Consider the following 15,733-nt stretch of genomic DNA (forward strand, 5'->3'; position numbering starts at 1 on the left):
TACGACGCACGATGTCGACGGTGTCCCAGCCCGACGGCCGGCCCAGCGCCCGACACGACGGCCGGCCCGAGGAGCCACCGGATACCGCCACCGGAACCGCCGCCGCCCCCGGGAGCGCGCCCGCCCCGGAGGCCGACGCCCGGCACCGGCTCACCGCCCTCCAAGGCCTGGCCGCCCTCTCCCTGGACGCCATGGCCTCCGTCGCCTACGGCCCCGAGTCGATCGTGCTGGTCCTGGCCGCCGCCGGCAGCTACGGCCTCGGCTTCACGCTCCCCGTCACCCTCGCCATCGCCGCGCTGCTCACCGTCCTGGTCGCCTCGTACCGCCAGGTGATCGCCGTCTTCCCCGACGGCGGCGGCTCGTACGCGGTCGCCAGGACCCACCTCGGCCGGCGCACCGCCCTGGTCGCCGCGGCCTCCCTCCTCCTCGACTACGTCCTCAATGTCGCCGTCTCGGTGACAGCCGGCGTAGCGGCGCTGACCTCCGCCTTCCCCGGCCTCTACGACGACCGCACGGGGATCTGCCTCGCGGTCCTGGCCCTGATCACCGCCCTCAACCTGCGCGGGATCGTCGACTCGGCGAGGGCCTTCATCGTCCCCACCGCGGTCTTCCTCGGCGCCATCCTGGCGATGGTCGTCGTCGGCCTCCTCCGCGACGCCCCCGCCTCCACCGTCACCGCGGACGGGCATCCCTCCGTCCTCGCCCACAACGCCACCTCCGTCGGCGCCCTGCTGCTGCTCAAGGCGTTCGCGTCCGGCTGTTCGGCGCTGACCGGTGTCGAGGCGGTCGCCAACGCGGTGCCCGCCTTCCGGGCCCCGGCCGCCCGGCGCGCCCAGCGGACGGAGGTGGCGCTCGGCGCGCTCCTCGGGGTGATGCTGATCGGACTGTCCGTCCTCATCGGCCGCTTCCACCTCCAGCCGGTGGCGGGCGTCACCGTCCTCGCCCAGCTGGCGGACGCCTCACTCGGCCACAACTGGGCTTTCTACGTCGTCCAGTTCGCCACCATGACGCTCCTTGCGCTGGCCGCCAACACCTCCTTCGGCGGGCTGCCCGTCCTGATGGGCCTGCTCGCCCGGGACAACTACCTGCCGCACGTCTTCGGCCTGAAGGCGGACCGCCAGGTGCACCGGCACGGGGTGCTGGCCCTCGCCGCCGTCGCCGCGGCCCTCCTCGTCCTCTCCGGAGGCGACGTCAACACCCTCGTGCCGCTCTTCGCCATCGGTGTCTTCGTCGGCTTCACGATCTGTCAGACCGGCATGGTCCGGCACTGGCGCCTGGAACGCTCGCGGGGCTGGCGCGGCAAGGCCCTGCTGAACGGTTCCGGCGCACTGCTCACCGGCGTCTCGGCCGTCGTCGTCACCGCCACCAAGTTCACCGAGGGCGCCTGGCTCATCGTCATCGCGCTGCCGCTGCTGGTCCTCACCTTCGAAGCCGTGCACCGCGCCTACGGCCGGATCGGCGAGCGCCTGGACCTGGGCCGGATGCCCGAGGCCCCGCGCCCCGCCCCCTCCCTCGTCATCGTCCCCGTCTCGCATCTGTCCCGGCTGACCTGCGAGGCGCTGAACGCGGCGGTGTCCCTGGGCAATGAGGTGGTGGCGGTCACCGTCACCCATGGCGCCCCCGAGGACCGGACGGCCACCGAGGCCCTGCGCCGTGACTGGGAGCTGTGGAACCCCGGCGTGGAACTCCTCGAACTCCCCTCCGCGACCCGCTCCCTCGGCCGCCCGATCGCCGCATACGTACGCGAGCTGGCCACCCGCCGCCCCGGGACCCGTATCACCGTCCTGATCCCGGAGGCCGAACCCGCCCACCTGTGGCAGCGGCTGCTCCAGAACCAGCGCGGTGCGGTGGTCGCCCACGCGGTCCGCCGGGACACGGACGCGGTGATCTGCCGGCTGCGGTTCCGTCTGGAGGCGGCGCCCCGCACGTAGAAGCGGCTGTTTGCCGGTGGCGCGCCCTACCGTGAGGTCATGGACGCCACGACGGGTGACGACGCCCCCATGGATTACGACGGGCACTGCGCCGAGATCGTCGCTCAGGCCGGACTGCTGAGCTCCTGTCTCGACGCCGGCACGGATCTGACCACGTCCGTGCCCTCCTGCCCCGACTGGAACCTCGCCCAGCTGCTCCGGCATCTGGGCGAGACCCATCGCTGGGTCGAGGAGATCGTCCGGACCCGGGCGGCCGAGCCCCCGCCCGACACCGCGCTCCGCGTCCTGCCGCGCGAACCCGCCCACGTCCCGGAGGAGTTCGCCGGCTGGCTCACCGAAGGCGCCGAACGCCTCGCCCGCACCCTGCGTACCGCCGGCCCCGACGCCCGGATCTGGACCCCGCTCCCGTCCGGCACCCCCGCCTTCTTCGCCCGTCGTATGGCCCACGAAACGGTCATCCACCGTGCCGACGCGACCCTGACCCTCGGCACGCCCTTCACCGTCGAGCAGCGGGTCGCCATCGACGCCCTCGACGAGTGGATGGAGTTGGGCTCGCTCCCCGAGATGTTCGACCACCACCCCGACCGGCGCGAACTCCTCGGCCCCGGCCGCACCCTCCACTTCCACGCCACTGACACCCCGCCGGACGCCTCCGCCGACTGGCTCGTCGACCTCACCGGCCACACCCTCGCCTGGCGCCGCTCCGCCGAACCGGCCACCGTCTCCGTCAGCGCCCCGCTGACCGACCTCCTGCTGCTCATCTACGGCCGCTACCCGACCGACACCGAAACCGTCGAGGTCACGGGGGACGCGGACCTGCTGGAGTTCTGGCTGGCACGGGTGCTGTTCGGGTAAGTGCCGGCACCTGGGCACACCGGACGGTGGTGACCCCAGGTGCAGCCGCTCCGCACCTGCGCCCGGTCCGGCGGCCGCCCCCTGCCCGCACCGGACGTGAACCAATCGGGCCGCCACAGCGTGAGTTAGGTTGAGCACCACCCACCGAGTCGAACGCCAGGGAGAGAGCACCATGACCGAATCCGACCAGACAGGCAGCACTCCCGGCCTGCCGCCCACCCCTCCCCCGCCGCCTCCGCAGCCGACGGACGCCGGACCCCGGCCCGTGCCGACGAGCGAGGACGAGGCGCTGGAGATCGGTCGGCAGCACTTCCCCGAGGTCGGCTCACCGGGCGGCCCCACCGACCTGTTCGTCCACGAATTCGACCTCGGTTACCTGGTGTACGCCAGCTGGCCGCAGCCCGAGGACCCCACCGCTGTGCCGGCCGAGCCCGGTGGGAGTCAGGTCGCCATCAACAAATCCAACGGTGATGTGACATTCCTGCCCAATTTCCCTCCGGAGTCGGCAGTGGAGCTCTACCACCGCTTCTACCGCCCAAGCGAGGCCTGAGCACGCGGTCTTGCGCGCCGGGCGGGGTCTGGTGAGCCGTCAGTGCGGCCGGTTAAGCTTTGGCTTGAAAAGCTCATTGGGTAACCATTACGAACACGGGGGACGTTGTGGCTGGCGCTGGTGGGTTCCAGACCAATGTGGAAGGCCTCAAGGCCGAGGGCACGAACTTCACCAACCTCGGTCAGGACTTCTATTCGTCGGTGGCGCGGCTGATGGACGGTCTGCACGCCTTGGGGGCGGGTCCGCCGAGCAACGGGGACGAGGGGCCGCCGCCGGAGAAGAAGTCGTTCGGCGAGCAGTTCATGAGCGGTCTGACGACGTTCGCGAGCAAGGCCGACGCCCCTCCGTGGGGGGACGACGAGATCGGCGAGAAGTTCGGCGTCGTCTATGAGGGCGTCCGCGACGGCATGTACGAGTCGATGGGCCACCTCTCCTCGAAGCTCCAGGAAATCGGCAGGGCGCTGACGTCGATGTCCAAGAACCACGCGGAGAACGAGGACTTCAACGACGCGCTGATCAAGCAGCACGTCCCCAACGAGCAGGCCTGGCAGGACCCGACGAAGCAGGGGTCCGGGCAGGCCCACGGGTACTTCGTCAGATCCCCCAGCCACTGAGCCGGTCGGTCAACGGGCTGGTTGGTCGGTCGGCTGATTGGTCGACTGGTTGGTCGGTCGACTGGCGGCTGGCCGGCTGGTTTCGATCCCTTGATCTCTTGATCACTTGACGTGGGGCCTTGCCACAGGGCCCCGGTCTGTCGTACGCGAGAACGCATTCTTTTCACGGGGGAGCTCCACCTTGTCCATCATGCTGCCGGATCCTCTTGAGTGGGTCCTGGACATGCTCGGCTTCAACTGGCCGCACGCAGATGAAGACAAGCTGATCGAGTGCGCCCAGGTGTGGCGTACGTTCGCGGCGGAGGTCCAGGGGCACGCGGCCCAGGGCAACACGTACGCGAGCAATGTGCTCGGTGAGAACTCCGGCGACGGGATCGAGGGCTTCAACAAGGCCTGGGAGAAGTTCTCCGGCGGCTCCGGCTACTTCAACGACGCCGCGCAGGCGGCCGAGGTCATCGCCTTCACGCTGGAGGCCGCGGCCACGCTGGTCATCGGCATGAAGGTCGCGGTGATCGTCCAGCTGGCGATCCTGGCCGCCGAGATCATCGCTGCGCAGGCCGCGGCCCCCTTCACCCTCGGCCTGTCCGAAATCGGCGGTGCGGCCGCGACGTTGGCCACGCGGGAGATGGTCCGCCGCATCCTGAAGGAGGTGGCCAAGCAGCTCCTGGACGCGATCATGGAGGCCGCCAAGGAGCCGGTGATCTCCGCGTTGGAGGCCATGGCCTCCGACCTCATAGCCCAGACCGTCAACCAGAACTTCGGCGCCCAGAACGGCTACAACCTGGACCGGACGGTCAAGGAGGGCAAGAAGGCCGCCAAGGACGCCGTCGACAACATGGGCGAGTCCCTCGGTGAGGGCCTGCGTGACGGTGCCGGCAGCCGGGCGGGCCGACGTGCCCGGCACGGTCTCGACAGCGCCGCCGGGCACGGCAGCGACGGCGGGGACGGCGGCGACGGCGGTGGCTCCGGCGACGGCGGGGGCTCCAGCGGGTCGGACAGCGGCTCGGGGAGCGGGTCGAACTCGGGGTCGGGGTCGGGGTCGGGAAGTGGGTCCGGCTCGGGCTCGGGCTCTGGCTCCGGCAGTGGGTCGGGGAACGGCTCCGACGGCGGTTCCGGCTCGGGTTCTGGTTCTGGTTCTGGTTCCAGCTCCGGTTCGGATTCGGGCTCCGGCTCCGGCTCCGGCTCTGACTCGGGCTCGGGTTCTGGTTCCGGCGGCTCCTCCAGCGGCTCCAGCAGCAGCGACAGCGGCTCGGGCGGTGGCAACCGCAGCGGCTCCGACGGCGGCGGCTCCACCAGCCACACCCCCCGGGCTTCGGACAATGCCGGCGCGACCGGTGGCAGTGACCGCGACGGGGCCAACTCCGGCGGCACGGGCACCAACCCGTCCTCCAACACCCCCTCCAACGACTCCGGCTCCACCCCTCCCCGCAACGTCCCCGACGCCCAGCCCCTGCCGCCCCCGGACCAGCGCTCCCCCTTCGACGAGGGCTACCGAGGCGGCAACGACAGCCCCTACAGCACCTCCCCCACCCCCGACTCCGGCCCCACCCCGGACTCGGGCAACACCCCCGGCTCCGACCGCACCCCGGGCACGGACCCGATCAGCACCCAGCCCGCGCCGGACAACACCCCGGATGCCGCCCGCCCCGACGCGGACCCCATCAGCACCCAACCGGCACCGGACAACACCCCGGACTCGGCCCGCCCCGATGCCGACCCGATCAGCACCCAGCCCACCCGGGACAACGCCCCGGACTTCGCACGCCCGGATCGCCCGGACGCGGACCCGATCAGCACCCAGCCCGCACCGGACACCACCCCCGACGCAGCCCGCCCCACCCCCACGCCGGACCCCGTCAGCACCCAGCCCGCACCCGACTCCACACCCCACGAGGGCGGCTCCCCACGCGCTGACGCACCGCAGCCCGCACCCTCACCGATCCCGGACCCGGTAGCCGGCAACCCGCCCTCGTACAACGACAACTCCCACGACGGCAACAGCAGCGGCAACGGCGACAACTCCAACAACGGCAGCGGTGGCGGCCGCGCCTCCGTGCCGCACGTCGGCACACCGCCCCAAGGCGCCCCCGTCCAGCACTCGCCGTCGTCCGGTCAGCCCATCCAGCAGCGCGACCCCGCCCCGGGCGACCCCATGCCCACGGTGGACGACCCCGACGACACCACCGTCTCCACCCAGTCCGCCGGCACCGCCACCCTCCCCCCACCCACCCAACCCACCACCGACCCCACCGCGAACACCCCCGGCACCCCCTCCACCCCCACACCCCAGCAGCCCAACAACCCCCAGGCCAACGGCCCCATGATGATGGGCGCCGTACCACCCCAGGGCGGCAGCACCGCAACCCCGAACGCCGCCCCGCCCCGCAGCAGCGCCCCCACCAACACCAACCCGTCCCCGGACACCAACCGCCGCCCCGACGGCTCCCAGGCGATCCGCGACGTCACCCAGCAACGTCAGCCCGAACGCCCCGCCTACAACCCGCGCCTGGACGGCCCCCGCCGCGACACCCCCACCACACCTCCCGGCAACAACCGCCGCGCGGACGGCTCCCAGATCGTCCAGGACCACACCCAACAGCCGACCCCCGAGCGCCCCCCGCACAACCCCCGCCTCGACGGCCCCGCACGCAACGACGACTCCGGGCCCGACAACACCCGCCCGGACAACACCCGCCCGGACAACCGTCAGCAGCCACAACAGGACGCCTCCACCCCACGCCCGGACGGCACCCGCCCCGACGGCACGCGTCCCGACAACACCCGTCCGGACGGCACCCGGCCCGACGGCACGCGGCCCGACGGCACTCGACCGGATGCGACCCGCCCCGACAGCACCCGGCCCGACACGGCACGCCCTGACGCAACACGTCCCGACGCGACCCGCCCCGACGGCGCCCGCCCCGACGCAGCACGTCCCGACGGCACGCCCCAGCCCACCCCCACCCGTACGGACCGGCCGCAGACCGACGCCCCTGCCCAGGCCCCGTCGCAGCCCGCCGCCCAGGCCCCCACACGCCCCGGCGCCCCGACCCCCAACACGCCGAACCCGAACGTCCCGCACCAGAACCAGCAGCCTTCGCCGCCACAACAGCAGCCCACGCCACAACAGCAGCCGACGCCGCAACAGCACCAGCCACAGCCGACGCAGCAGCAGCAAAACCAGCAGCAACCCACCCTCCAGAGCCACACCCCCACCCAGCAGCAAACTCCCCAGCAGCCGGCCCCGCAGCAGCAGCCCCAGCAGCCGGGCCCGTACACCCAGCAGCCGCAGCACCAGCAGCAGACGCCCCAGCAACAGACCCCGCAGCAACAGCCCCAACAACAACAGCCGGGCCCGTACGTCCAACAGCCGGCCCCCCACCAGCAGCCCGCGCCGCACCAGCAAAACCAGAACCCTCAGCAGACCCAGCCCACCCCGCACCAACAGCAGGGAGCACCGCACCAGCCACCGGTCGCACAGCCCCAGAACCTCCGCAGCCACAACGACGTACGCCTCGGCCTCAACGTCCAGCCCGGTGGCCTGTACTCGCCGTTCCCGCACGACCAGCAAGCACTGCTGAACAGCTTCCCGCGGAACCCGGACGGCACCCCGCGGGCGTTCAACGACCCGTTCCAGCCGTGGGCCCAGCTCCAGAACGACGGCGGCCCCACCGTCCTCGGCCGCTCCAACAACTGCGCCGACTGCACCCGCTCCTTCATGGAGTCCTGGTACGGCAACCCGCAGGTGTCCGCGCCACGCACCTACGACCCGGACGGCAAGGGCGGCATCGACCGCGCGTCGGGCGAGAACAACGGCACCGCCAACATCGAGCAGTACACCGGCGCCAAGTTCCGCAGCTCCGGCCAGAACGCCAAGGACGGCTACGCCCAGATCGCCGACGACCTCCGCCAGGCCGGCCCCGGCGCAGCGGCCGCGGTACTGGTCACCTGGCCCAACGGCGGCGCCCACGTCTTCAACGCGGTCAACCACAACGGCAAGGTCGTCTGGGTCGACAGCCAGACCGGAACGATCAGCGACCAGCCCATCAACACCCAGGCCAAGAACGTCTGGCACCTCGTCACCGACGCCAACCGCCAGCCTTTCGACCCCACCAACCAGCCCCAAACCACCCAGAACCAGGGCCAGAACCAGACCTCCCAGAACCAGCCCCAGCAAAACCAGAGCCAGCAGCAGGCACAGCAACAGGCCCAGACCCAACAGCAGGCCCAGGCCCAACAGCAGAACAACGCCCAGACCCAACAGCAGGCTCACGCGCAACAGCAGACCCAGGCCCAGGCACAGCAACAGGCCCAAGCCCACGCGCAACAGCAAACCCAGGCCCAGGCACAGCAGCAAGCTCAGGCACAAGCGCAGCAACAAGCTCAGCAACAGGCGCAAGCCCACGCCCAGCAGCAGGCTCAAGCGCAGGCACACGCACAGCAGCAGGCACAGGCTCAAGCGCACGCGCAACAGCAAGCCCAAGCTCAGGCTCACGCGCAACAGCAGGCACAGCAACAGGCCCAGGCCCAAGCGCAGGCACAGCAGCAGGCCAACCCGTATGCCCAGCCGCACCAGCAGCAGCCGGGCCCCTACGCCCAGCCGCAGCAACAGCAGCCGCACAACCAGCACAATCCGTACACCCAGCCACAACACCAACAGCCGGGGCCGTACGCCCAGCAGCAGCCGCACCAGCAGCAGCCCAACCCGTACGCCCAGCAGCAGCCCAACCCGTACGCCCAGCAGCAGCAACAACAGCAGCAGCAGCCGGGTCCGTACACCCAGCAGCCGCACCAGCAGCCGAACCCGTACGCGCAGCAGCCCGGGCCGTACCAACAGCCCCAGCAACAGCAACAGCCAGGTCCGTACACCCAGCAACCCCACCAACAGCAGCAGCCGGGCCCGTACACCCAGCCGCAACAACAGCAGCCGGGCCCGTACGCCCAGCAGCAGCCGGGCCCGTATGCCCAGCCACAGCAGCCCTACCAGCAGCCCCAGCCCCACAACCCCTACCAGCAGCAGGCCCCGCACTTCCCGCAGCAGAACCCGCAGCACCCGGCAGGGGCACCCGGCACCGCCGGCAGCTCGCCGTCCCCGGAACGCCCCCCGCGCACCCCGGGATCGGACGCCGCCCGCCCTCAGCAGGACCAGCGGCCCGACGCCCGGCCTCGTGGCGACTTCGGCATGCCGCATGCGGACACCCCGCAGCATTCGGATTCCCATGAATCCGACGTTGCCGAGGACCAGGCATCTCCGGAGGACGGCGCCGAGCAGCAGACGCCCGACCAGGAAGCGCAGCCCGCGGCCGAGAGCCTCGACGCCATTCGCGACAGCCTGGACCACGAGCCCGGTGGTCTGCGCGCGCCCGACCCCAGCGACCAGCAGGCGCTCGAGGAGGCGCACCCGCGCGATCCCGACGGCAATCCCCAGCGTTTTGCCGATCCCTTCGCGTCCTGGGGCCAGCTCCAGAACGACGGTGGCCACGAACAGCCGGGGCGGTCCAACAACTGTGCCGACTGCTCCCGTTCCTTCCTGGAGAGCTGGTACGGGAACCCGCAGGTATCGGCCCCCCGCACCCTGGACACCAACCCCGACGGCACACCCGACAACTGGTCACCGGAGAACGACTCCGAGTGGAATCTGGAGCGTTGGGCGGGCGCCCCGTTCATCGATTGCGGTAATGACCTTCCCCACCCCTACGACCGGATTGCCTGGGAACTGGAGCAGGCCGGCCACGGTTCTGCGGCGGTGGTAGGTGTCTACTGGCCCGAAGGCGGCGGCCACGCGTTCAACGCCGTCAACCACCACGGCAACATCATCTGGGTGGACAGCCAGACCGGTGAGGTCAGTGACACTCCCCTCCACCTGGATGCCGATTCCGTCGTAGCCATCCCGCTGGATGCCGATCGCAATCCGATCTTCCCGTGGGGGTCGGAGTCCGACGGATCCGACGAGTCGTACGACGACCAGCCCGAGGACAACGCCGATCCGAGCGACGCGCCGACCTCCGAAGGGCAGGCCGACCCCTCGGGCCTGACGGGGAGCCCGGACGGTCCGGACACCACTCCCCAGCGCTCTGCCACCGATCCGGACTCCGAGACGGACTCCAAGCCGGACACGGGCGACCGCGCGGACTCGGACCACGACACCGGCGCGAACAATGCCCCGGAGTCGGACTCGGACTCGTCCACGGCCTCAGACACGGACGCGGACACGGGCCCAGATACGGACACGGACAAGGACGCACCGGCAGACCGCGACCCCGCACAAGAGGCCGATTCTCACCAGGACCCGGAGCACACGGAGCCCACGGAGCCCACCTTCCCCGCCTCGGACACTCGCCCGTACGACCGGGATCCGGGTGGCCTGGTGCGTCCGGACGCGGCCGACCAGCAAGCCCTGGAAAACAACGTCCCCCGTGGCGAGAACGGTGCTCCGCAGCGCCATCCGGACCCCAACGAGGGCTCCTGGGTGAACGACGTCAACGGACAGGACCACGGCGAGCCCGGCCGTACCAATAACTGCCCTGATGCAGCGCTCTCCTTCGCCGACACCTACTCCGGGCACCCAACAGTCGCAGCGGCCCGTACCCCGGACTACGACGCCGACGGCACCCCTTCCGACCGCGGCGAGAGCGACGGCCGTGACCGGATGGAGAGCACCCTCGGCGCTCGATTCACCGATCACGGCAACGGCCCGGACGCCTTCCGCCGCCTGGAGACGACCCTTCTCGACAACGGTCATGGCTCCCAGGCCGTCATCGTGACCCAGGACTCCAACGGGCGAGCCCACGCCTGGAACGTGGTCAACCACAACGGCAAGATCACGTACGTCGACCCGCAAACCGGCCAGCGGAGCGACAAGCCCCTTCACAGCGGCGACCACGGCGTGTTCGCCATTCCTCTCGACCCCAACCGCCGCCCCATTCCCACCAGCCCCGGCGGGACCGACCGCAACATCGGGGGCACCCGGCGCCCGGCCGCGCAACCGACCGGCAGCGGCAGCGGCAGCGGCAGCGGGAAGAAGCACGAGCTGTCCCCCGATGACATGGACATCGACGGAGGAGACAAGAAGAAAACCAAGCAGGACCCGCCCGCGTCCGACGATTCCTCGGACGTGGAGATGCCCGATGCCGAGCACACGCCGGACGAGCGAGCCGATGCCACGCGCGAGCACCGCAACGAGACGCTTCCTACCCCTGAGCCCAAGGACCACGAGCTCAACAGCATCCCCCCGGACGCCTCCCAGGAGGCAGTGCGCGACGCGGAGGGCGACGGCCAGCCGGTCTACCGGATCGACCCCCTCGCCCCTGTCTACGACCGGCTCCGGGAGTGGTGCGAACCGCCCACGGACGACGAGGGCAATCCGCTCCAGGACAAGGACGGCAACAGCCTTGAGCCGCCGCTGGCACAGCTGCTGAGGATAGCTGCTGAGCGACGAGCCGAATCCGAGGCGATCACCGAGCCTGCCAACAAGACCAGAAAGGCCCTTGACGGGGCCCGGCAGAAGCTGAACGCGGCTCAGAAGGCCCTTGACGACGCCGGAGACAAGGCGACCAAGGCCCAGCAGGATGCCGTCAAAAATGCCCAGGCAGAATTCGCCAAGGCCGAGCAGAACCACAAGGCAGCCAGCGAAGCCCTCAGGGACAAGATTGATCAGATCCCGCCGACCGCCTTCACGGAGAGCGAACTCAGGCAGATTCTTGGCGAGAATTTCGCCGCCATGAACGATGGCGAACGTCATGTGGTGATAGCGACCGTGGCCCGAATGAGTATGGCCTTCCACGCAGACAACGCCGTCGGCAACAGTCCCACACGTACCCCCAACGGCGAGAGCCCCTATACGGGCTCCAAGACGGCCAGTGGTCAACGGGACCCCGCGGAAGACCAACACGATTCGGTAGGTGCCAGGCGGCGCGCAGAGGCACAACCGAAGTTCCCGCCCAAGTTCCGCCCCGCAGGCAGCCCCTCAGCAGCCGCGTTCAAACAGGTTCAGGACGAGTCCCGCCAGAGCGGACAAAAGGCAACCATCAAAGCGATACTCGAACGGTCATTCCCCAATATTCCAGACTTCACGGACAAGAATTACGCTGTAGTGGAATTGGTCGACAAGGATGGCAACAGCAGCTATATCGTCGACTCATCCGTCCCTCCGATGGGTACCGACGGCGTCAGCCCACGACACTCCGAAAAACACCTCCTGGACTGGGTGAAGCACCTCAACAAGTCCAGGGGCGCCGATGACCAGCTCACCATCGCCGGCCTCTACACTGAGCGAGAGCCCTGCGGCCTCCGTACGACAAACCCAGGAAATGCCGACTGCTCCCAGACACTCAGGGACTCCCTCGGGAAGGGGATCCCTGTGTACTACAGCACCACATATCGAGACGACTCCGTTCGCCTCAAAGAGGACCTCAATAAGAAACGCAACGAGTTGATGTCCCAAATCAGCAACTTGACGCCTGATCAGCAGCAGGACGCACTGAAGAAGGCCAAGCTGACCGACAAGGACATCAACGACCGGGTTCAGCAACGAAAAGATCGCAACAAGGAAAAGAACGACGCGGAACTTATCCGTCACCTGACGGTGGTGGGCGAGCTGTGGGGCAAGACGAGGGCCCATATGATCAGGATCGAGCGAGAGCAGCAAACAAAGGGAACGACATGACGGAGCGCGACCGGACAGCAGCGAACACCCCTGACCACGAGACGGTTTCTCTGCTGTCGGAGTGGTGGAGCAGCTGGCGCGCGGGCGGCAACTGGGCTCATCTCGTCGATCCCTCTGGCAGCGCCGGCGCTGCCGTCCTGAAGCAACTGCACCAGCAGATCGAGGGCAGCATCCTTGTCGATGCTGCTGGGCGCACAGCCGAGGAAGTACAGGCTGAGGCGCTGCAGCAGCTCGGGGTTGATGTTGCCCCGGCCGGACGATGGGACTGGCACTCCAAGCTCGATCGACTGGGCGGGAATCGGCTCGTCCTCATCATGAACGCTCATCGGGCCGGCCGTACCCGAAGCTCGTCCGAGACGGATCATCTGCTCACCCGGGCCATCGACCGCCTCAGCGGAGGCCAGGTCGGCATGCTCGTCCACCTCACCCCTGACGAACTGCTCCCCCTCTCCGAGGTCGTCTTCAAGCTCCCGGAGCGGGACACCACCGAGGCGGACTGGCCGGCACCTCTGCGCGCACTGGCGCTGGCTCAGCCACGCATCGTCCCCTTGCGCGTATGGGCCGAACTCACTGCAGCACTCGGCCCGGAATCCATCACCGAAACTGGGCTGCACAGTCTGCTGGAGGAATTCTCCGCTCACCTGGTGTCCGGCGATCAGGGTGTGATGTTCTCCGATGAGGGCCTGGCGGAAGAGTTGCGCCGAGGCACCGCGAACGACGAGATCGACCGGGTCGACCGACACATGGTTGAGTGGCTGAGGCGCATCTCTCCCGAGTTCCGCCATCCGGAAGGATGGGCGAAATCGGGGCCTGAGGGGCTGTACGCCGCCACGGGGCTTGCCATGCACGCCGCACAAGCCGACTTCGCCGCATCGGTATCAGCCGACGCCGGTGAACACCGCACCCTCTTCGAGGATCTGCTTCACGACGGCGGCGCGCTCGCCAATATCCCGCAGACGACTCTGATGGATGCCGCGGACTGCGCGTTCGCCGGTGATGTCCCGGGGAACACCGCGGCGGGCTCCGCGGTCCAGCTCTGGTCCTACGGCGTGATCCCGGCCAGTCAGCCGGAATGGGCAGCATGGCTGCAGCTCATGGCCACCGCCCGTGGCGACCGGGGCCTCGCCGCCGCCGTCGCCGACTCCAGTGTGCACCTGCCCTGGAAGGCGAATTGGACACGCTGGCGCCCACCGGGCGGCTGCCACTGGCGATTCCTCGAGCCAGGGCCTGTCGACGGGCTGACCGAAGTGCGCTGGCAAGGGCGCACCGCCGTTGCCGCCCTCTTCACAGGGACTTCTCGCGTGGATGTCTGGGACGCGGCCACCGGTGAGCACCTGGGCGGCCCCTGGCACGAAGAGATCCCGGAAGAGCATCACTGTGACCTTTCCTGGCCACCTGAATCAGAGTCCGAAGAGGGTATGTCCGGTGAGGACCTTCCCGGTCCGGAGACATTCGAGGACCTTGAGGACGCCATGTCCGACGAGGAAAGCCCTCACGAGCTTCTGCTCGGCAGTCCCCCGCTCCGCCTCGGAAATCAGGTGATCCTTGCCGGATCGGGTGGGCTTTTCGCCATCGAGCCCACAGCAGAAGAACCCTTCTCGGGCCTCAACTCCCCCAATGTGAAACCCCTCTCTGGACGTTACGCCTTCACCACCGCCATCACCCCCTTCAATTCTCCGCCGCCCGGCCTGGCAGATTTGATCGAGCTGTACGGAGCACATCACATCCACGCCTTCCCGGCGCCCACACTGCCGGACGGACTGACGGACGAGCCAACGCGCCGTACTCTCATCGAATTCGGCCTGCCCGAATTGAAGAACGAAGACGGGCTGGGCATCTATCCGCTTGGCGATCACCGCATGAGCGTCTTCGACGAAGTCAGCTGGCCGTCGGACATCGCCCCCGTCGAGGAAGCCGGCCCGTTCTTCCAGATCGGATTCTGGATGGGTGGCGAACTCGTCGTCGACGGCCCTACGGGACACGTTTTGCGCGTACCGACGGAGCCGGGCGAGGAGCACCTCGCGGGCCTGCCCGCCGCGCACAGCCTGGAGAACTTCCTCACCATGGTCGCGCTCTGGGTCACCGGCCACCTCACCAAGGGGCTCGTCGAAGGTGATGACGAGGCCGCCCTCTTGCCCGGTTACGTGCTCGACGCCCACAAACGCATCGACCCGGTGGGCGCAGAGGCCCCCGCCTGGGCATACGCCTTCCACGGTCCCTAACTGGCGAACAGACAGCGGCCGTTCACCGGAGCCCAAGCGCATGCTCCGTCGGCCCTCAGCGAGCCCGAGCGAACAAGGAGAAACACGTGCCGGAGATCGATCCGCCGGAATCGGGAAACCGGGTGCCGTCATCCGTCGAAGAAGCGCTGGAAATCGCTAGCACCAATTTCAAACCGCTCTGCCACGATGGCACACCGGCATCCGTACACGTCGAAGAGTTCGACATCGGCTACCTCGTCTATGCCACATTCCCGCCGACCGAGCCCCGTTCGTTCGGCGGCAGTCATCTCGTCATCTCCAAGGTGGACGGGGCGCTGACCTTCGTTCCCAACTTCCCGCCGAAGTCGGCGATCTCCCTCTACCGCAAGCGCCATCACCCCAACCCCTGAGGCCTGGAGGGATGCGGTGACGGGAGAGGGCGGCGGGCCGGAGATACCCACGAGCGCCGAGCACGCCGTGGAGCTGGCGCGGCGGCAGTACGCACCTGTGTGGCCCGATGGGACTCCGGCGCCGCTGCGGGTGCGGGAATTCGACATCGGCTACCTGGTGTTCGCGAAACTTCCGCCCCTCCCGGTACCCCCGGTGGAGGGTGGACGTCGGCGGCCGCGGATGAGGAGTCCCGGGGGGACGTGCGTGGTGGTGTGCAAGGAGAGCGGGCGGGTGTGCCGGGTGCCGATGCGTCCGCCGGTGGACGCGATGGCGCTCTATCGCAGGTTCTACCGGCCGGACCTGATGCACGGCCCGACGGCGAAGCCACCCCAGTCACCCCGCACCGTGTGACGTCGGCGGCGATGGCCGGAATCGATCGGTCGTCGATCCGCCCATGAAGTCAACGGGCTTGTGCGACGTGAGGGTGCGGGTGCCCGAGCGTCAGTCGTACGTGTGGTGACCGACGG

General features: G+C 69.3%; 8 protein-coding genes. All 8 read left to right on the top strand.

Features of this window, described 5'->3' with window-relative positions:
* Nucleotides 1-11 precede the first annotated feature (11 nt).
* Complete coding sequence (locus tag ACZ55A_RS04155; protein WP_468832894.1) at nucleotides 12-1,931, top strand: APC family permease; 1,920 nt, start codon at nucleotides 12-14, stop codon at nucleotides 1,929-1,931.
* A 39-nt stretch (nucleotides 1,932-1,970) separates the two neighbouring features.
* A complete protein-coding gene (locus tag ACZ55A_RS04160) occupies nucleotides 1,971-2,786 on the top strand; it encodes a maleylpyruvate isomerase family mycothiol-dependent enzyme (protein ID WP_468832899.1) in 816 nt (271 codons plus the stop codon).
* A gap of 172 nt (nucleotides 2,787-2,958) precedes the next feature.
* Nucleotides 2,959-3,336, top strand: a complete 378-nt coding sequence (locus ACZ55A_RS04165; RefSeq protein WP_468832903.1) for a hypothetical protein — start codon at nucleotides 2,959-2,961, stop codon at nucleotides 3,334-3,336.
* 107 nt (nucleotides 3,337-3,443) lie between these two features.
* Entirely contained in the window at nucleotides 3,444-3,950 is a 507-nt protein-coding gene (locus tag ACZ55A_RS04170) for a hypothetical protein (protein ID WP_468832907.1), read from the top strand.
* A 190-nt stretch (nucleotides 3,951-4,140) separates the two neighbouring features.
* Complete coding sequence (locus tag ACZ55A_RS04175) at nucleotides 4,141-12,615, top strand: toxin glutamine deamidase domain-containing protein (RefSeq protein WP_468834644.1); 8,475 nt, start codon at nucleotides 4,141-4,143, stop codon at nucleotides 12,613-12,615.
* Nucleotides 12,612-14,837, top strand: coding sequence for an SUKH-4 family immunity protein (locus tag ACZ55A_RS04180; RefSeq protein ID WP_468832911.1), 2,226 nt, complete (start codon nucleotides 12,612-12,614; stop codon nucleotides 14,835-14,837). Before ACZ55A_RS04175 ends, ACZ55A_RS04180 begins: the two co-directional genes overlap by 4 nt.
* An 86-nt stretch (nucleotides 14,838-14,923) precedes the next feature.
* Nucleotides 14,924-15,226: a hypothetical protein gene (locus tag ACZ55A_RS04185; RefSeq protein ID WP_468832915.1), complete on the top strand. Its 303-nt coding sequence runs from the start codon at nucleotides 14,924-14,926 to the stop codon at nucleotides 15,224-15,226.
* 16 nt (nucleotides 15,227-15,242) lie between these two features.
* On the top strand, nucleotides 15,243-15,617 hold the full coding sequence (locus ACZ55A_RS04190; protein WP_468832919.1) for a hypothetical protein: 375 nt from the start codon (nucleotides 15,243-15,245) through the stop codon (nucleotides 15,615-15,617).
* Nucleotides 15,618-15,733 lie beyond the last annotated feature (116 nt).

This window comes from Streptomyces sp. NPDC034111 (assembly GCF_055575375.1).

Excerpts from the sequence above, each read along its gene's own strand:
- ACZ55A_RS04160 (WP_468832899.1), top strand. The coding sequence starts at position 1,971 with ATGGACGCCACGACGGGTGACGACGCCCCCATGGATTACGACGGGCAC.
- ACZ55A_RS04175 (WP_468834644.1), top strand. The coding sequence starts at position 4,141 with ATGCTGCCGGATCCTCTTGAGTGGGTCCTGGACATGCTCGGCTTCAAC.
- ACZ55A_RS04155 (WP_468832894.1), top strand. The coding sequence starts at position 12 with ATGTCGACGGTGTCCCAGCCCGACGGCCGGCCCAGCGCCCGACACGAC.
- ACZ55A_RS04180 (WP_468832911.1), top strand. The coding sequence starts at position 12,612 with ATGACGGAGCGCGACCGGACAGCAGCGAACACCCCTGACCACGAGACG.
- ACZ55A_RS04165 (WP_468832903.1), top strand. The coding sequence starts at position 2,959 with ATGACCGAATCCGACCAGACAGGCAGCACTCCCGGCCTGCCGCCCACC.